We start from the raw sequence: 19,130 nt of genomic DNA, 5'->3' as shown, positions 1-19,130 counted from the left end.
ATTGACCATCTAGGAAAACCTTACACTAACTCCAGCATTCCTCAAGATTAGGTTAAGCATCCAACTTTAAATGAATATTAAAAATAACGAGTTTATGAATATTCTTATAGCAAGATTAATTAGAATTCCAAATTTGTATACACTATAAAGAATAAAAGTGCTATCATTTAGATGTTATATAAACTATAGGGGGATTTGCAATGAACAAACTAAGTAAAATTGCAGTAGCTACGTTGGCTTCCGTCAACATGGTTGGTGCTGGTGTGATCACGCCTTCACTTTTGGGTCAAGCCGTCAGCGTTCAGGCTAGTTCTAGTTACAAGAAAGTAGCCAGTCGCAACATTAAGAAAACGGCTTACCATCGGAAGAGTTCAACTGGGACAGTTTGGAATGCCAGTCATACTAAGGCACTACATTATCTTAAAAACTATTCCAAAACAACTTGGAATGTGACCAAGCAGATTACACTCAAACATAATGGTAAGAAAACTAATTATTTCTATGTGAAAGATTCAAAAAACTCTAAGATCAATGGCTACGTTTATACTGGCTATGTGACAAAAGGTGCTTACAAAGCTCCCGGTTATACCGTTACATACAATCACAAATATGGTAAAGTTCAATATCACCGCGCTTCCAGCAAGTCCGTATCCGTTTGGAATACCGGTCATAAAAAGGCTGTTCATAATTTAAAGAACTACCCAACCACCACTTGGTACGTAGATCAGACGATTACTTGGAAATCACCTAAGGGCGCCAAGAGTAATTATTATCATGTAATTGATAAGAACAATAGTAAGGTTAATGGCTATGTATGGCATGGTTACGTCACAAAAGGTGCTTACGTAAAACCAGCCAAAACAACAATTATAAAACCAAGTGTTGCTGCTGATAAGAACTCAATTAAGTTACCTGCTGGCTATTACTCCGCTTTAGCAAAATATGCAAAAGATGCTGATGCTGGTAAAAGTACAACTAATGATGCTAAGGCCATTGATAAATTTGCAAAAACTGGTTCAGCTCAAACTTATAAACAATCATCAAGTGACCAGGCTGTAAAAATTGATGATGTAAACAAATTATCATCAACAATTCAGTTACAATTAACTCAGTTTGCGGCTCAATTAATTAATAACATTCGCAAACAAGCTGGCAATCCTGGTGTGACTGTTTCAAAAGGTGCCATTGACTTTGCCTCTGCTGTTAATAAAGGCTACATGGCTGACAATTGGAATCTTATGGAGAAGAGTGCTCATGATGTTCCGGCCATTCAAAAGGCAGCCAAATCATTTGGTCTAAATGCCGATGAACAATACTATGAAAACCTGTCTGTCTTGGAAAGTACTAACAAATCTGAATACAACACATTGGCAGACTTAAAGGGTGGCATCTATCAATCAATGCTTATTTTCTTATTTAAAGATGCCGGGAGTTCATATGGCCATGCCCAATCAATCGCGGGATGCCACACTGAAAAGAAAACTTACTTTGGGTTTGCTGCCCAACATTTTACTGATGGTGATCGTTACGCCTATCAGACTCATTATGAATTGATTCCTAACGATCCATTTTACATTACGACTCCTTCCAAGTTTAATACGAAGACAACTTACGCAATACCATCAAACTAGTCTTTATCAATTAATGAGTTAATTTTAAAACTAAAAAATAAGCTCCGTTACTGGTTTTTAATCCAATAACGGAGCTTATTTTAGTAACTACAAAAAGGTTAAAAAGACAGCGACTTCCCCAGTTCGGAGGCGTTTGGCCTCAGGGGGTGAAATTTATCTTAGCGATTTTTGCTTAGATAAAGGTCGAGTTTGAAGACAAGTGACCTGCTTGGCTTCAAATCGTGCCCGCTATTACGCATAAAGGTCGGTTTTCGTACCGAAAACCCGCAATGCTTCATACGCTGTCGATTCTTGTGGCAAAGATAGCCGCAAGAACTCGCACCCCGTTTCAGGCCAAGTGAGCCGGAGAACGGCAGTTAACCTAATTTCAGTAAACTGAACTGTTAATGACAGTAATTAGCGTCACATTGCACTTCCAACCTTTAGGGTGACTACACAAAATGTTATTCAATTCCTAATATCAAACGAACTTCTTCTTCAGTCAACGATCCTTTATTTTCAGTACCACTCAGCACTTGATCCACAAAGTTACGTTTTTTCTCCTGTAACTTATAGATTTGTTCTTCAATGGTTCCCTTTGTGATTAAACGGAAAACATCAACTTTCTTGGTCTGGCCAATTCGATGGGCCCGCGCTGTGGCTTGATCCTCAACGGCCGGATTCCACCACAAGTCTACCAAGATCACCATGTCAGCGCCGGTCAAATTCAATCCGGTTCCGCCGGCTTTTAGCGAAATTAAGAAAATATTCTTCTCGCCAGCGTTAAACTCATTGACCATATCCAATCGTTCTTTAGGTTTGGTGCTTCCCTGTAACACATAATGATCCATTTTTTGTTTGGTTAATTCGTTGCCGATAATATCCAGCATGCTGGTAAATTGTGAAAAAATCAAAACGTGCCGGTCATTTTCTTCCGCCTGCCGCAAGATTTCATATAATTGCTCCAGCTTACCAGAATCACCCCGATACTCGTCCATATACAAGGACGGCGTATCACAAATCTGGCGCAAACGCGTGAGCCCGGCCAAAATGGCCAACTTATTTTTCACAAAACTGGTGCTAGTCATCCCTTGCACCTTAACCTGCATTTGCTTCAATTGCGCTAAATAAACGGTCTTTTGTTTCGTAGTTAGCTCATTATACAAATTAGTTTCCACTTTTGCCGGAATATCCTTCAGCACAACCGATTTTTCCCGTCTTAAAATAAACGGTTTAACCCGCACGGCCACTTCTTCGGGCGAGAGCTTTTTAAACGCCTTTTTGCCAGGTAATAGTCCGGGCATAATGATTTCAAAAATTGCCCATAACTCTTCCACCCGATTTTCAATGGGCGTTCCTGATAACGCGAAAGTATTTTTCGGTGTTAGTTTGCGAATGCTCTGATTCGTTTTGGTACTGGCATTTTTAACATATTGCGCTTCATCCAAAACCAAGTAATTGATCTTGCGCTCGTTATATTCGGCCACATCCAAACGCGCACTGTTGTAACTCGTGATTAAGACTTCCGTTTTACCCTTTTCAATCAATTCACGGCGATTTTCTTTGTTGCCATCCACTACCTGGGTCGTCACATTCGGCGCAAACTTCGCGAATTCTTCTTGCCAGTTATAAATTAGGGAAGCTGGTGACACGATCAAATCTGGCTTGCTTTCATCCAAATGATTCATCAAAAAGGCGATCATCTGTATTGTTTTACCGAGTCCCATTTCATCGGCCAAAATCCCGCCGAAGTTGTAGGAATCCAACATTTCTAACCATCTGACCCCTACTTCTTGGTAAGGACGCAACGTTCCGTTAACCGGATTAATCGTCTTAACTTCGAATTTTTCTGGGTGGGCTAAGTTGGTAGACAATGCTTGAAACTTTTCATCAAAGTTCGCCGTATCTTTTAAAGCTGCTTGAACCGCAAGCGCTTGGGAAGCATGGACCTGCATTTCACCATGTTTAAACTTACCTTGTTTTCGAATCTTGAGCAGGGCCTTGCTAACCTTCCGAAATTCGTCATCAACCAGAATAATTGAACCATCAGATTGGGAAATGTACGGTTGTTCCACATCCAGTTGTTCCAGCATGTGGTCAACGTCGTTTTCACTAACGCCATCCACCGAAAACTTAACTGTCAATAAGCCGTCCTTTTCAGAAACATCCACCGCTGGCTTCAAGTCATTCGAATCATGCAATAATGCTTGGAGATCTTCTGAAACGGCAACGATCCCATTTGCCCGCAGGTTAGGTAATTCCTGCATAAAGAAGCGATATAACACATCTTCTTGATCAAAGTTCTTAACCCATACATCATTTTGCGGTTTAAATTTCAAACTCGCTAAATAATCCTTGGTTTGTTTTTCTTTATCTAAATTACGGCTGGCCTTCGAGTATTTGCCAATATTGGCACTCGAAATCAACTCGCCATCGTATTCGTAATTCAACTCTAATTGAAGTTCATTACCATTTTTACTTAGATCAAAATGAGGGGTCATTTGATTGGTCATAAACACCTTGGGCACGGTAATAACGCCGACTTCTTTAAAGAATTCAATGAAGTCGTTTAATTCAGTTTCGCTACCCCACGCAAAATGCATCGCCGCTGGGTCAGCGACATCGGCTTCTTGACGCAGCTTACGCGTAATTTCATTACCCATAATTGTGTTGTAAGCACTCAAAATCTGTTTAACGGTGTCCATTTGCCGAGGTGTCGCTTGATACAACTTATTTTGCACAATCAAAACAGCGTTAGCAGCAACGTAGGTTTGCACATGACTTGTAATCGTTAATTTGTAGCCGTCGTCTTGGGCCAACGTGCCTTCAAGCAACCCATCATCTGGTTGGAATTGTTTGTAGATAATCTCATTAAAAACCGTTTTATGCTCTGCTTGTTGAAATTTAAAATCAGGTAACTCTTCAAAAAGTTTGAAGAATTGTGAAACATGTGACGTTGATAGCAATAAATACTTGCTGGGACTAAGGGTGCTGTTCCCGGTAAAATCAGGTTTGCCAGCTTCAACAATGAAATCCAACAATTTCTGATCAGTTTCAGAAAATGCCGATTTACCTAGTTGAAAGTCAGCTTTACCAGCCGTTTGAAACACGTCATTATTTTTATAAGCTTCAAAAAAGCGATCTAAATTATTAACAATATAAAATCTTTGGTCAGACTGAGCGGCCACTCGGAATTTTATAAAAAATCGATTTTCTAAGGTATCGTAGTCCAAACCTTCATTAACTTGACCGACCATTAAGGTCACTTCTAAACTTAAGGGCTCAGCAGCCGCTTCTGGTAGGGGTTGAAAATACTGCTTTTCAGGAATATCTAGGTTCTTCAAAAACAGCTCACCATACTCATCAGCCTGGGGCTTTTTTCTATGTACCATTCTAATTTCGGGAAAGTTGGTTACTGGCTTCGAATGAGAATGTGTGGACATTGTTGTTTTCCCATCATCGAGGGCATTCGATTCATCATTATCAAATAAGGCTTCAATCGGTGTATTTTGTGCTTTGAAATATTCAATCACAGCCGCAATGTGTTTGCAGTAGCCATTCCCTGGGAAATACGGACATTCACAAGAATCAGCATCTGGATCAGCTTGATTAACTTCCACGGCATACGGATACGTCCCAAAAACTGTCGCCTTGACCACTTTATTCGTTTTATCAATCTTTTCAATATGAACTTTATCATTTTGAACAATTTTCTTGCCGCGCGCCCAAATTTTCGCGGGCATTTTTCTTCGATACATTTAATCGCTCCAACTTCTCAATATCTTTATCACTACAGAGTCCATTATACACTACCCCGGACGGGAATTACTAGCAGCGATGGCCGGAATCAAAAAGCTTTTTGAAAACGAGGCGCCTTGCTCACCTCATTTACAAAAAGCTTTTAACTTAATTTAAGTTCAATTTATTCAGTTTTCATATTCTGAACTTCTTCAATAAACCACTGATTGAAGTCATCCGCATCAATACCAACGGCAACTTGGGCATTGGTGTTCCCCAGATGATAAGCGCCCCGAATATCAGCGACCGTTTCCCCAATGGCCGGGCCACTCGTTTGAATATCAATCCAGTACCTGGCAGTTTGATAAAATTCAGGATGCAATAGATAACAAATTGTGTTCACATCATGCATCGGAATACCACCTTCATGACCTTCATAATAATGCTTAAAAATGGAAGCCAGCATGTTGCCCGCTTCACCTAACGTCCCAACGGTATTTAACGTTTTTTGCGTTAGTAAAGCTTTCATCGTAACATCCAGCCCAATCATCACGATCGGAATCCCAGAATTGTACATAATCTGTGCCGCATCCGGATCCGTATACACGTTAAACTCGGCAGCACTGGTCATATTACCGCGACCCAAGGAACCACCCATCGCAATGATTCGCGAAATTTTCGGTTTAACTTCAGGATGCGTTGCCAACAACAAAGCAATATTGGTATAAGCTCCCGTTGGCACTAAAGTGATTGGTTCTGGGCTTTTCATAATTGTCTGATACAAAGCTTCCATAGCAGTATGTTTAACCGTGTCGCCAACCAGTTCGTCAAAATTATATCCGGGCATCCCTGATTCACCGTGAATTCGGGCAGCATCTTCAAATGGTTTGATCAAAGGTTGTTCGGCACCACTGGCAACTGGCACTTTCTTATTGAAAAAGTGGACGAGTTTCAAGGCGTTCTTGGTGGTCTTGTCCACGGTCACATTTCCAGCAACCGTTGTGATTAATTTAACGGCAAGCGCCGGATTGTTTAAAGCCACCGAAATCGCAGCAGCATCATCAATTCCTGGATCACAGTCCATAATTATTTTGGTGGTCATTTTTATTATCCCCCATCTATTAACTCCATTCAGTACACTTCCATTGTACTGGATTCTCGGATTATTAATAGTCTTAAGTGCTTGGGTGGGATCTCACAAGCGTTTAAACTTAACCAAAAATATTCTTGTACTTGTTTAAATTAGTGCTGGTTCCCACCAATTCACCCTGGACAACAATTCGATTGGGTTCATTTGTAGCCGGTGACGCACAGGTAATTAACGTAACCACTTTTTTACCAGCGACTTCTTTAAGCACTTCAACTTCACTCTTAGGAACGGTTCGCTTACTGTATGTGCGGTAGCGATAAACTTTTTTCATATCCGTTAAATAGATCATGTCGCTAATTTTGACTTGTTTAAGGGGTGAAAATAAAATTCGGGTATTCGTCATATAATGCCCTGATATGGCATAGTTACCCTGCCCCATTTGTTGGTCTTCGCTCATGGTACCGGCACCGCGTGAAAGGACTTCGTGCCCTAACCCTTTTCCAATTGGCAAACGGAGGGCAACGCTTGGAATGGAAACTTTGCCAAGGGGTGCATAGTCACCGGCATCATCACCCTGAGAAAGACCATTGGTAAATCCCTTTGTGGCATTCTTGGCAGCCTCAACACTAACACTGGCCGGATTTAGCATTTCGACAGAGGAGTAGTCAAAGTTAGCTGGTTTTCGTTTGGAAGCTTCCACCTTTTTTGGCGTCATATTTTCGACTTCTTCATTACCCATGTGCTCAATTAAAGGATTACTCAATAATCCGACCATCGCAATTATCAAACCGATACAAAAGATTCCAGCTACTAACCACTTTTTTGCTTTTCGACTCATCTACTCATGCCCTCCCTTTTCAATATCTAAGGTCTATTTTGCCTTCGCAAAATCTTATTTTCATGTCGGATGTCCATCCTCGCTACGCCATTAAAATGGCTAGTCGGACTGGCTCCTTTTCAAAATCTAAGGTCTATTTTGCTCTCGCAAAATCTTATCTTCAAGACGGATGTCCATCCTCGCTACGCCATTAAAATGGCTAGTCGGACTGGCTCCTTTTCAAAATCTAAGGTCTATTTTGCTCTCGCAAAATCTTATCTTCAAGACGGATGTCCATCCTCGCTACGCCATTAAAATGGCTAGTCGGACTGGCTCCTTTTCAAAATCTAAGGTCTATTTTGCTCTCGCAAAATCTTATCTTCAAGACGGATGTCCATCCTCGCTACGCCATTAAAATGGCTAGTCGGACTGGCTCCTTTTCAAAATCTAAGGTCTATTTTGCTCTCGCAAAATCTTATCTTCAAGACGGATGTCCATCCTCGCTACGCCATTAAAATGGCTAGTCGGACTGGCTCCTAATGCTTTTTCACATATCCAGATCGTCTTTTTTTATACCAACGATAACCACCGTATGCGGCACCACCGGCCACAACGACCCCTAGGCCAATCCATATCCATGGAATTTGTTGCTTAGGTGCTGGTTCTTTTTCGTTTGGAATTCGATGTCCCCGAACCAACAACCGATGACTGTTGATCATGTATGGCGTACAAGTCATCAGCGTTACGTAATTATACTTATCATCCTTCGCAAAATTACCGAGCTCATCTGGCGTAATCGTCTTAATTCGATCAACCTTATAGGTCATTTTCTTACCTTTAGAATTAATGAAGAAACGGTCACCCTTTTTTAGTTTGGGTAAATCAGTAAAAAGTTTACTTCCAGGTAAGCCACGATGAGCCGTAACCACACTATGCGAACCCTTTTTTCCATCTAGTGGGGACGTCTTTTCCATGAGACCAGCGCCTTCACTAAGTTGCAGATCGTCGGTTCCTTTAAAGATCGGTAACTTGGCATCAATGCCAGGAATATTGATGGTTCCCAACATTTCAACTTGGGTCAGCATTCCGTTGATTGTATTTGATTTTTTATCTTCATCCACTTTTTTAACATTAAACTGCTGAAATGGATTTTTGAACCAAGATAACGTTTTATTAATTTGGGAGGTGGAAACAACGACTGCCTGTTTACTATGTCGTGAAACACTATTATATGTGTCGATCATGCGGTACTGTTGTTGTTGCGACATTGCGTTTGAAACGAACGGGAACGAAATGATCCCCAATCCGATAACAAATATTAGCGTTGCAATTGTCCGTTTTAGCCATTTCTTTTTAATGACTAACACCTCCTTTAATAAAATTTAAGTTTTTCTATTTATGTATGACAATAAGGATGCGTCGTAACCATCCTTATTGTTAATGAAACTTATGTCGTAAAAATTAAATTAGTGATTAAATTAATTTATTTTTACGTGATTTGTAGTAGTAGAATCCTGCGCCACCCATCAATACTGCACCGACAAGGACGAATACCCAGATTCCCATACCACCAGTAATTGGTAAGTCATATTTTGTATTCTTAATTTCTTTTGCTGCTTCTGCTTCTGAGTCTCCATCAATAGTAAATGGAATAGTACTATCTAATTTACCATAGTGATTTGGAGCCACATCTTCTTCTAGATAGTAAGTTCCATAAGGCATTAATGGAATATTAAATGCACCTAATGTAGTGCCATTATCTCCATCACCAGATGTGAATGGCGTTGCATTTTCCTTGTTTGCCACCCATTTCACAAACTTACCACCTTCAAATTGTGCGAACTCTCCTTGACCAAGTACTGAATTATTTTTTACATAGAAAACAGCACCGGCCAATTTTTCACTATCTTTACTATCAATTTTTGTGAAGTCTTTTTCACCAAATTTAAGGAAGTTTTTTGCGTAAATTGTCCATACACTACCTTCCTTTTTTGCGTGTACATCATCTGGTGAGTCAGTGATCGTGATATTTCCACCCGAGACATTAAATTTAATTGTAATAGGTGTATATCCATCCACTGCGGTTTCTGTTAATGTATAATCTCCTGCAGCCAGATTTTCAATCTTAATTCTACCTTGAGCATTTGTAGAAGATTCTACAGGTGTAAAATCTCCTGTGTCTTTAGTTAAAGTAAACTTAATTCCTGATTTAAAAATAAATTCTCCTGGTTCATTAGGATTTTCCATTTTCTTTTCAAGTTCTGGATCTGTTTTTGGCACATCATTCTTAGCATATAAATGAACTGTGTCACCGGTAGCTTTTTCTAAAGGTAAGTTGAAGACAATTGGCGCTGCTTTGGTAGTTGTGTGACTTGCATCTGCATATGTTTCAAGAATCATGTATTTACCACTATTTGTAATTTGAGTAAAATTAAACAAATTAGCATTATTCTCATCTTTTCGTGAATCAATTGTTTGGTCTGCCTCTGTTATACCTAAGTCTGCTAGTAGCGCTGTATGGTCATCGCCAAAATCTAAAATGTATTTTTGGAAAGCATTAAATGCATCCCCATCATTATCATAACTTGGTGTTCCTGGCTTAGCTTTCCAGGCCGTAAATGCTGAATCTACACTATAAATAGAAAATTCTACATCTCCGTGGCTGCTTTTATTCCAGTCACTGAAACCATTAATAGTTCCTTGGTTAGTACCATCACTAGTAATACCTCCCGTAGTACCTTGGTCTCGCACCATCTTGTGCAAACTCACTGTAACTTTATCATCAGCTGCACTCACACTCTTAATGCTCGTCAACCCGAGTGCCAGCGGTGCCATTGCTGCTGCAACCAGCAGACCGGCTCCAATCTTTTTGAAAAATCCTTTTTTCGTTGCTATCATGTGTTTTCCTCCTATAATGTCTAGCTATTACCCTCTTTGATTTTTTGTTGCCTAATTTTTAATAGGAACCAACTTAACCTCGTCGTCCCAATATATGTGGCAGAATAATCCAATTATCCATTCACATTACCTCGTCGGTTTTTATAAAGTAAGTAACCTCCAACAGCTACTACCAGCAATCCAACAAGGATAAATATGAGATTACCAATTCCACCCGTAACAGGCATATTTGGTTTAGTTAAGTGATTATTAAACACGACAGATGTGGAATTAGAATTGATGGTTGTAAAATCAATTGTAATTTCTTTTTTCTCTTCAGCACCATTATTGTCATGCTTAATCGTTGTTTTATAACCATCCGCATCAATTTCTGTAATTGTTACCTTGGCATCTTTAGGCAACCCTTTAATAGTTGCTGTTTGATCAGCCTCTAGTTCAATTGAAGAGGTAGATTTTCCATCTTCATCAAAAGTGATATCTTGTTCACTGCCATCACCAGCAGTATATTTATAGGTACCAGCTTTTTTAGGATCAATACTTAAATTGAATTTAAATTTAGTCCCATGAGGAACATCGCCAGTCACCGTTTTCTTAATCTGAAGATCCTTGGTTTCTGGTTCTTCTTCAAATTTATTCGTATAATCAACGATGTGACTTTGGCCTTTATCGGCTTCACCCATTTGAACTGGTCCAGTTTCTCGATTGTCTGACTCAACAGCATTGCCATCAATTTCAATACCTGTACTTGCACCGTGAGCTTCTGTTTCGTTAATCGAGAACCTCGAACCATTTGGTACAACTAATGAGACATATTGTCCATGCTTTAAGGTGATTTCTTCTGATTTACCATCTGTAAATTTAAGATTTATTTCCTCACCTTGACCATTGATTTTCATTTTTAAGGTGCCGTCAAAATTTTCTTCATCTAAACGAGTGATAACAAACTTGAATTCTTTATTCTTATCATCATCACTACCTTCGACTGTCTTTTTAACAACTAATTGAGTCTCTTCTGGTTCTGGCTCAACTTCTGTTGTAGGGTTATACGTCCAAGAATGGGTTTCTGCAGATGATCCCAAGTAAGTATCTGCAACAATTGTTCCATTGAAGTTCGTATAACTTTGTACGGTTTGAGAAGGTGCCAATACAGATCCAAAGAACATATTTCCAACAAGGTTCACTTCTTCGGACCCTTCTGGAATTGCCCATAAAATTGAATAATTATATCGGGTTCCTTTCCCAGCTTCGGGATCAGGTCCAATAAGCTCGCCATCCACATATACATGCATGTGGGCACTACCTAGTGCACCACTATCTTTGTCCGGTGTAGCAACAAAGATAACATTTTGTTCATCTCTTAATTTTATATTTAAGGTCTTACCCGCTATTTGACTATTACTTACTTTAATTACAAAAGTATTTTGTACCGCTTCATCTTCAAAGTTTAATGTCAATCCATTGCTATCTTCTGTTAAATAGCGAGTGTCATCAAAATCAATGGCATAAGGGGTATTAACTAGGTTATCTCTTGTTTGCTTTAAGGTTGTCAAAGTATCTGTGACATCAATCCAATTACCATTAATTGCGGCTCCTGTAATGTTGTCACCACTATTATTATATTGATAACTAACCCGTCCAGTTCCTAAAGGCCCACCAGTCAAGAAAGTCTGAGCACCATTATTAATATCCGTAAGTGAATGCTCATTTCCAAAAACGGCTGCTCTGAAGGTAAGCCGATCTCGACGTCCGTCATACGCTTTTACGTAACTTGTTTCTTGCCAACGTGTATCACGTCCTTCATTACCAATTTCAGATACGTTAGTCAAAGAATTAACGGCAATATTTCCACTGGTATGCGCATTCCCACCTCTTGCAAAATTTTCCGCAAAAATATGAAAGTTAGCTGCAACTCCTAATGGGTTACCAGATCGATCTGGAAATTCTGGTAAAGGAATTTCTGTTACTGCACGTGTTGCCTTTTCTGTAGCACTACCGGTATCACTATTCGTTCTTGCCCTACTATTTTGGTCAACATCAGTGTCCGCATCGTCGTTATCTTCTGATTCAGTACTTCCACTACTTTGACTTTCTTCTTTAGAAGTTTCAGATTCTTTTTCAGTTGCTGAACTATCCTCTGATTCTACTTTTTCATTTTCTACCGGTGCCAGGAATGAAAGAGAACCAAATTTAACGTTTTCCTTCAAACCACTAAATTTCATTTCTAAATCAGCTTCAAAATCTTTTGTAATACTTTGGATTTCTAGTGGAAGCGCTATCTCATAATTAAACACCTAATCATCTTCAATATTTTCGAAATCTTTTTTGTTCCATTTCAGCATGTAACTATTAAGTGCTGCATCATGTTGAAAGGTCATTGCTGGAGCCTTTACAAAGGTTCCATTAACCACTTCTGGTTTAAGTGTTTGTGTCTCTTTTTTTAAAGTTAAACTGTCTGTTCCAAGCAATTTAATTGATGTACTATCATTTTCACGGGCTTGTTTTCCCGTCATCTTCAAGTGAAATTTAGCATTCACTTGCTGATCTGCATCAACTTCCTCCAACTTTTCGTCATTTTCGTTTGTAAACTCTGTTTCTGTGATCTTAAATTGATCATCTTTGTCTCCTTCAGCAAAGGCTCCCGTAGCGGGATATCCAATTCCAAAGAGTAACAAACAGATCATTAAGACCGAGTAAACTCTCCTGATGGCCATACAGTTATCCTCCTATAAAATGTTGTGTGTGGTCGGCTCTTCAATATTTCTTATATGAATCATAACATGGTGTTTATTTAGATAAAACCAATATGACCACACTTTTCTTATGATTACGATAATATTATGGTTAAGTACATTATCTTTTTAATTTTATAAAAATAAAAACTATTCTGAAATTTGCAAAACCTCAACCACAGAATGTTGTGGTCAAAATCGTTATCATTTTGGATAAAAAAATCCCCTCGAAGTTAATAAATGATTTTCATTTATTAACCCCAAGGGGATTAAATTAGTTATTTAATTTATTCTACCAACTGAACAGCCCAACAATTCCAGCTGACATCAGTGAAACTAACACACCGGATAACAGCATGTAGCCAACATTTTTTGAAATCACATCGTTTTTCTTACGATCCACAATTCCCTTGAACGCTCCAATAATCATCCCGGTCGTTGAGAGGTTTGCGAAAGAAGTTAAGAAAACTGTTAACATAGCCTTAAAATGAGGCGCATATGTTGAAATAACGGGGGAAACTTTCCCCATGACCACAAATTCGTTGGTCACTAATTTGGTTCCCATGAACTGCGCAAATTTAAAGGCCGTTGGCACATCCAAGCCCAAGAGCCAAGCAAAGGGAAACATGATAACACCCAAAATGTTTTCCATCGTCAACCATGGCGCTACTAATTGTAAACAAGAATCAATCAATTTAGCCAAGGCCACGAAGGCAATTACGTTGGCTAAAATAATCAAAACCAGTTTACCAGCACCAAGAATTGAATCTCCCAAGAATGAGAAGAATGGCTCTTTCTTAGGTTTCATATCTGCTTTAACTTGATCTTCTGCCAAGTCTTCAGAACCACTCGTTTCTGTAGTCTGCGTATTTTCTTCAACCTGCGCACTGCCACCAAGTTTAGCGATTGTATCTTCTTCTGGAGTCACCGTAACAGGATTCAAAATAATGGTGACAATAATTGCATTCACAATGTTAATTGGCACCGCGGCGATTACATACTCGCCAGGCATCATCTGCATATACGCACCAAGAATTGAAGCCGTCACACAACTCATTGACATCATGGCGATTGTCACCAAACGTTGGGCCTTCATCTGTTTCAATTGAAGACTAGAAACTGCCAAGGCTTCGGTGTTACCAAGGAACATCATTTCAACCGCAAAAAATGATTCGAATTTTGGTTGACGGGTAATAAATGCCAAACCGCGACCAACCCATTTAATTAACCAAGGTAAAAACCCAATATAAGTTAAAATATCGAATAATGGCACGATCATCAAAATTGGTAACAATGAACTAGTGACAAAATCCATTGGTTTAACTTTCACCCAACTGGCTAAGGCAAAACCGATTCCTGAATACGAAATTTGAACCATCCAGTTAAATGCGCCGGCTGCAGCTTTCACTCCGTCGATTCCGATCGAAAAGCCGGTCAAAAACCAAGCCAAGAAAATGTTGATCACTAACATTGTAATGACTGAACGCCAGTCAACGTGTTTCTTATCTTTGGAGAACAAAAATGCGACACCAATAAATACAAAAATTCCAATAATATTAACAATTAAATATCTGCCATTTCCCATTCTGCTAGCTCCTCTTCCTATATGTATGCTCCCAATAATTAAAATGCTCCTTATATAATATACCGATTAAGCGTACCCCTGTAAACAGCCAATGTAAGAAATCGTTTGTTCCCGGTTAAACTTGTTTACTTTAAAACAAAAATTGTGTAAAAACTCCCTATCCGAGTTTCTACACAATTTTCAGAAAAAATAAGTAATTTTATTTTCTGAGACTATTCGTCCAGCTTTTGCCAAAATCCTTGCACATTTTTCGCTAACTGTTCCACCGAATACACGCGTTGATAATGTTGCCAATGTCTTGGAAACAAACGGGTATACCGTTGATTACCAAAGCGATTGTCCATCAATACCACGTTGCCGGCATCCTGATCGCTACGAATCAAACGCCCCGCCGCCTGCAACACGTGATTCATCCCTGGCAACTGGTAGGCATATTCAAATCCTTTGCCGTTTTTTTGATCGAAGTAATCGCGGAGTAAATTGCGTTCATCACTCAATCCCGGTAACCCCACGCTCACAATTGCCACGCCAATGAGGTAGTCACCCACCAAATCAATGCCTTCCGAAAAAATGCCGCCCAGCACACTAAATCCGATCAAGGAATGCGGATAGTTTTTAGCAAAGGCATCGAGAAATTCTTTTCGAGCCGCTTCATTCATTTGATTACTTTGTTCAATCACGTTGAACTGCTGATATTTTTGGAGAAACGCATTCTCAATTTGCGTCATGTATTTGTATGAGGGACAGAAAATTAAATAATTTCCTTGTTTGGCGTTTACCATTTCAAAAATGCTGTCGACAATGCTACCTAAACTGTTTTCCCGCTGATGATAAGTCGTGTTTACATATTGCGTGATTAAAATATTTTGGCGTTGTTCTAAAAATGGCGAAGTTAACTGCAAACTCAATCCATTTTCGGCACATCCCAGCGTTTCTTTGAAATAATCCATCGGTGACAGCGTTGCTGAAAAGAAGACCACACCCCGACCCATTTTTAATGACATATCTAAGTATGGACTTGGATCTAAGCACAACTCTTTGACACTCACACTTTGATCTTCCTCAATTGTCACAATTACACGATAACTTTCATCGTAGAACGCCGAGATTTTGACGTACCTTAATAATGTGAAATAAAAATCCAAGATTTGGGAGGTGAATGGGGTTTGCGGCTGTTTTGGTAACCAATCCTGTACAAAACTATTAAATTTTTCTAGGCCATGCCGAAAACCAGTCAGCTCTTCGGTCGTCACCGCCTGCGTTTTATGTTGCTCCGTCAATGGAATTTTCACTTGATCAAAAACGGTTTGAACTTTCTTTAATTGGTTGGTAATTCCCTGAATATCTTCATTTTTGCCCGCCGTTTTTCCAGCCTTGATTAAATCGTCGGTATCCCCATCATCTACCTGCGCAGTATACATGTCTCGAGATCGTGACACTAAATTATGCGCTTCATCAACCAAGAAGAAGTTGGCATCCTCTGGTTGGGTGAAGAATCGTTGTAAATAGACAATTGGATCAAACAGATAATTGTAATCACAAATAATGACGTCCATAAACGTCGAGATATCCAGTGAAAATTCAAATGGATCTAAGGTATGCTTTTTCGCATATTTTTCAATGGTTGGTCGCGTAATCTGGTTCTCGTGTTCAAAGACATCCCGAATACCATCCTTCAGGCGATCATAATAACCAATCATATAAGGATTGTCTTCCGGAGCCACATCCACTTCTTCGGGAAAAATAATTTTATCCTTTGCAGTTAGGGTAATGCTTTTAATCTGCAGGCCTTTATCGACCATTAGTTGCAACCCTTTTTCAGCGACACTGCGGGTACTTTGTTTGGCCGTTAAATAAAATAACCGGTCACATAGATCCTCTCCCATGGCTTTAATGCTGGGAAACAGTGTTGAAATTGTTTTTCCCGTTCCGGTTGGTGCTTCCACAAACAACCGCTTTTTTAGCGCAATCGTTTTGTAGACGGCGACAGCCAAATCTCGTTGGCCATTGCGATACTCATCAAACGGGAACTTTAAAGCTTTAATACTTTTGTTACGCGTTTTTCGCCAATCACTGCGCATGACCAGCCAGTTTCGATATTCTTCAATTAAGCCATCGAAAAACGTCTGCAATTCTTCGCTTGTGTAAGTATGTTCTGTTTTGGTAATCTCGTCAGTTGTGCGTTGATAATAAGTTAACCGCAAAGTGACTTTTGGCAAATCTAAATCATGGGTTAGAATTGCGCCATAAACTTTGGCCTGACTCCAATACAAGGTTAGTGTATTTTCCGACAGATCCTCAAAATCAGGATCGGACGTTTTAATTTCTTCAATTAATAATTGATCGGCGGTTTGAATAACGCCATCCGCACGACCATCAATGACATAGTCTTCACCAGCCATCGAAACCGTTCGTTTGACGTAAACTTCTTTTTCGTAGTTTTCACCACCCGCCTTTTGCAGCTTCCGATGAATCTGCGCCCCTTCTAAGGCGGTATTTTGACTATTACTTGATGAATTCAGGTCGCCAGCACGAAGCACGAACTCAACTAGTTCTCGAATCCCTATTTTTTTTGCTGCCATCCGCGACGACCTTTCTTTAATAGTTAAACGTGTCTCAAAAAGCTGATCGTTTTTTGAGGTCACTCTTTAGTAACATCTAGACTTACATTTAAAATATTTTTGTTAACTTCCCGTAACATAAGGCTGTTATGATTGATAAATTCGGTCCATTAAATAAGGAGTATTTATGAAAACTAAATCTGCATTTCCCATTTTACTATTCTTTGCAACCTTTTTGGCGATCTTCTTCGGCCAATCCACAATTTCGGCGGATAGCATTAAGCCAATTCAGGGCATTCAGGCCACTGCCAACCATACAGACACCTTGTCTTCGATTAGCATTCCTGAAAAAATCCAAGCAATAAAATCCGATTCTAAAGCAAACGTTGCTGACACAAGTGATAAGAAAGCGACTAAAAACTACAGTGATTTAATTAACTTGGCTCGTAAGCAACTTGGTAAAGATTACGTTTGGGGTGCGGTTGGCCCAGATACATTTGATTGTTCTGGTCTAACCCAATACTTGTTTGCCAATGCCTACAACAAGACGTTGCCAAGAACGGCCGCAGCTCAATATGCAGCTTTTGACCACGTTTCTCATGATGACGTTCAGCCTGGAGATCTTGTTTTCTTCAGTTACAACGGTGGCGCTTCAATTGATCATGTAGGAATTGTCGTTTCTGGCGATAACCAAATGATTGATGCGCAAGATCGTGGTGTCCTTAAAGAAAGTTACATGGCTTCTTATTGGAAACCTTATATTGCAGGCTATGCACATGTGATGGATCTTAAATAGCTTAAAACCAAACTGTACAAATTAAACATAGCACACTAAAAAAGAAATGATTTCCTTTATGAAGAAGATAGCAATCTAGCTATCTTCTTTTTTTATAAAAAAAGTACTGATAGATTTCACAACCGTGAATACCCATCAGTACTATTTTTGATTATGTTAATTTTTTAATCCTTTTCGTTAGTGATCCACACTACAATTATTTCTATTGTTTCTTTCTTAAACGAAGAATTGGTCCTGCAAGCAATGTCAAGACAAGCAGTAATCCTCCAATAATCATTAACCCAATTTCTCTTCTTTCATCAGATTGTGGTAACTTATCATTTTGCGTTTGATCCTGATCATTGCCATCGGCAGCCTTAGCTGTATTGCCCACTTGGTTTTGATTATTTTTGAGATCATTCTGATCAGTATTTACATTTTTCCCCAGGCTTTGATTACTTTGATCAGTATTTGCATCTTTCCCTTGATTTTTGCCATTTTTGGAGCTACTTTGTCCAGCATTAGAATTGTCTTTCTGCGAATCTTGTCCATCTGATCCACTATTATCAGTATTACCATTTTTTATGACTGTTAAAAATGCAACATCTGAAGTCTTAGTTACATAGCTGTTGCTAACAACAACTCTAAATTTACTTCGATTACTTTCTGTTCCTTTGGTGGTATATTTGCGGTTTGTTGCACCATTAATATCCTGCCACTTACCATTGATCAACTGTTGCCATTGATAACTCTTCACGTCCGAATCAGCTTTTGCTACAAATGTAGCTTTTTGACCTTCAGCAACCGTTTGATCTTTAACTTCAGGCTTAGCTAATTCTTTGACCGTCAGACTGGCTGCATCTGATGTCTTATTTACATGGCCGTTATCAACAATCACGCGGAATTTACTTTGATCAGCCTCAGTACCTTCAGTTGTGTACTCATTCTTATCAGCGCCATCAATATCTTTCCACTCATCATCAATCAATTGTTGCCATTGATAACTCTTTGCGGTCGAGTCAGCTTTTGTGGTAAATGTTGCCTTTTGGCCCTCTAAAACCGTTTTATCACTAACCTGTGGTTTGGCTAATTCTTTAACAGTGAGACTGGCCGCATTTGATGTTTTAGTTACATAGCCGTTATCAACGATCACACGGAATTTGCTTTGATCTGCCTCAGTACCTTCAGTTGTGTACTCATTTTCATCAGCCCCATCGATATCTTTCCACTCATCATCAATCAATTGTTGCCATTGATAACTTTTTGCGGTCGGGTCAGCTTTTGTGGTGAAAGTTACCTTTTGGCCCTCTAAAACTGTTTCATCTGC

The 19,130-nt window shown here is 39.4% G+C and carries 12 protein-coding genes; 2 read left to right on the top strand and 10 right to left on the bottom strand.

Annotation, left to right across the window (positions count from 1 at the left end; genetic code table 11):
* Positions 1–200: 200 nt before the first annotated feature.
* On the top strand, positions 201–1,631 hold the full coding sequence (locus IV84_RS05800; RefSeq protein ID WP_056986240.1) for an SEC10/PgrA surface exclusion domain-containing protein: 1,431 nt from the start codon (positions 201–203) through the stop codon (positions 1,629–1,631).
* Positions 1,632–2,074: 443 nt separating this feature from the next.
* Here the strand turns inward: IV84_RS05800 and IV84_RS05795 are convergent, their stop codons facing one another.
* The 9 genes from IV84_RS05795 to IV84_RS05755 form a co-directional block, all read right to left on the bottom strand.
* Positions 2,075–5,368: an SNF2-related protein gene (locus IV84_RS05795; RefSeq protein ID WP_046871690.1), complete on the bottom strand. Its 3,294-nt coding sequence runs from the start codon at positions 5,366–5,368 to the stop codon at positions 2,075–2,077.
* Positions 5,369–5,532: 164 nt separating this feature from the next.
* Entirely contained in the window at positions 5,533–6,450 is a 918-nt protein-coding gene (rihC, locus tag IV84_RS05790; protein ID WP_046871689.1) for a ribonucleoside hydrolase RihC, read from the bottom strand.
* Positions 6,451–6,559: 109 nt separating this feature from the next.
* On the bottom strand, positions 6,560–7,276 hold the full coding sequence (locus IV84_RS05785) for a class A sortase (RefSeq protein ID WP_046871688.1): 717 nt from the start codon (positions 7,274–7,276) through the stop codon (positions 6,560–6,562).
* Positions 7,277–7,791: 515 nt separating this feature from the next.
* Entirely contained in the window at positions 7,792–8,622 is an 831-nt protein-coding gene (locus tag IV84_RS05780; protein ID WP_062916590.1) for a class C sortase, read from the bottom strand.
* 106 nt (positions 8,623–8,728) lie between these two features.
* Positions 8,729–10,153 carry a SpaA isopeptide-forming pilin-related protein gene (locus IV84_RS05775; protein WP_046871687.1) on the bottom strand — a complete coding sequence of 475 codons (1,425 nt, stop codon included), beginning with the start codon at positions 10,151–10,153 and terminating at the stop codon, positions 8,729–8,731.
* A 113-nt stretch (positions 10,154–10,266) separates the two neighbouring features.
* Complete coding sequence (locus IV84_RS05770) at positions 10,267–12,444, bottom strand: DUF7601 domain-containing protein (RefSeq protein WP_046871686.1); 2,178 nt, start codon at positions 12,442–12,444, stop codon at positions 10,267–10,269.
* Positions 12,445–12,864 carry a hypothetical protein gene (locus IV84_RS05765; RefSeq protein WP_046871685.1) on the bottom strand — a complete coding sequence of 140 codons (420 nt, stop codon included), beginning with the start codon at positions 12,862–12,864 and terminating at the stop codon, positions 12,445–12,447. It lies immediately after the preceding gene.
* A gap of 310 nt (positions 12,865–13,174) precedes the next feature.
* The gene (locus tag IV84_RS05760) at positions 13,175–14,467 is read right to left on the bottom strand and encodes a NupC/NupG family nucleoside CNT transporter (protein ID WP_046871684.1); all 1,293 of its coding nucleotides are present in this window, start codon (positions 14,465–14,467) and stop codon (positions 13,175–13,177) included.
* A 212-nt stretch (positions 14,468–14,679) separates the two neighbouring features.
* Positions 14,680–17,049, bottom strand: coding sequence for an ATP-dependent DNA helicase (locus tag IV84_RS05755; protein ID WP_046871683.1), 2,370 nt, complete (start codon positions 17,047–17,049; stop codon positions 14,680–14,682).
* 166 nt (positions 17,050–17,215) lie between these two features.
* Here IV84_RS05755 and IV84_RS05750 point away from each other — a divergent pair, with 166 nt between their 5' ends.
* A complete protein-coding gene (locus tag IV84_RS05750) occupies positions 17,216–17,824 on the top strand; it encodes a C40 family peptidase (RefSeq protein ID WP_056986239.1) in 609 nt (202 codons plus the stop codon).
* Between the two features lie 202 nt (positions 17,825–18,026).
* Here the strand turns inward: IV84_RS05750 and IV84_RS11010 are convergent.
* The coding region (locus IV84_RS11010; RefSeq protein WP_162261348.1) for a hypothetical protein at positions 18,027–19,130 on the bottom strand (1,104 nt) is incomplete at its 5' end.

Origin of the sequence: Pediococcus damnosus, assembly GCF_001437255.1 — a bacterium.
GTDB lineage: Bacteria > Bacillota > Bacilli > Lactobacillales > Lactobacillaceae > Pediococcus > Pediococcus damnosus.
The sequence above is the reverse complement of the archived record's forward strand: the minus strand, read 5'-3'. Positions and strand labels throughout refer to the sequence as shown.

Bases quoted from the DNA above. Each gene is read 5' to 3' on its own strand.
- IV84_RS05755 (WP_046871683.1), bottom strand. From the start codon at position 17,049: ATGGCAGCAAAAAAAATAGGGATTCGAGAACTAGTTGAGTTCGTGCTT.
- IV84_RS05775 (WP_046871687.1), bottom strand. From the start codon at position 10,153: ATGATAGCAACGAAAAAAGGATTTTTCAAAAAGATTGGAGCCGGTCTG.
- IV84_RS05750 (WP_056986239.1), top strand. From the start codon at position 17,216: ATGAAAACTAAATCTGCATTTCCCATTTTACTATTCTTTGCAACCTTT.
- IV84_RS05795 (WP_046871690.1), bottom strand. From the start codon at position 5,368: ATGTATCGAAGAAAAATGCCCGCGAAAATTTGGGCGCGCGGCAAGAAA.
- IV84_RS05785 (WP_046871688.1), bottom strand. From the start codon at position 7,276: ATGAGTCGAAAAGCAAAAAAGTGGTTAGTAGCTGGAATCTTTTGTATC.
- IV84_RS05760 (WP_046871684.1), bottom strand. From the start codon at position 14,467: ATGGGAAATGGCAGATATTTAATTGTTAATATTATTGGAATTTTTGTA.
- IV84_RS05800 (WP_056986240.1), top strand. From the start codon at position 201: ATGAACAAACTAAGTAAAATTGCAGTAGCTACGTTGGCTTCCGTCAAC.
- rihC (WP_046871689.1), bottom strand. From the start codon at position 6,450: ATGACCACCAAAATAATTATGGACTGTGATCCAGGAATTGATGATGCT.
- IV84_RS05765 (WP_046871685.1), bottom strand. From the start codon at position 12,864: ATGGCCATCAGGAGAGTTTACTCGGTCTTAATGATCTGTTTGTTACTC.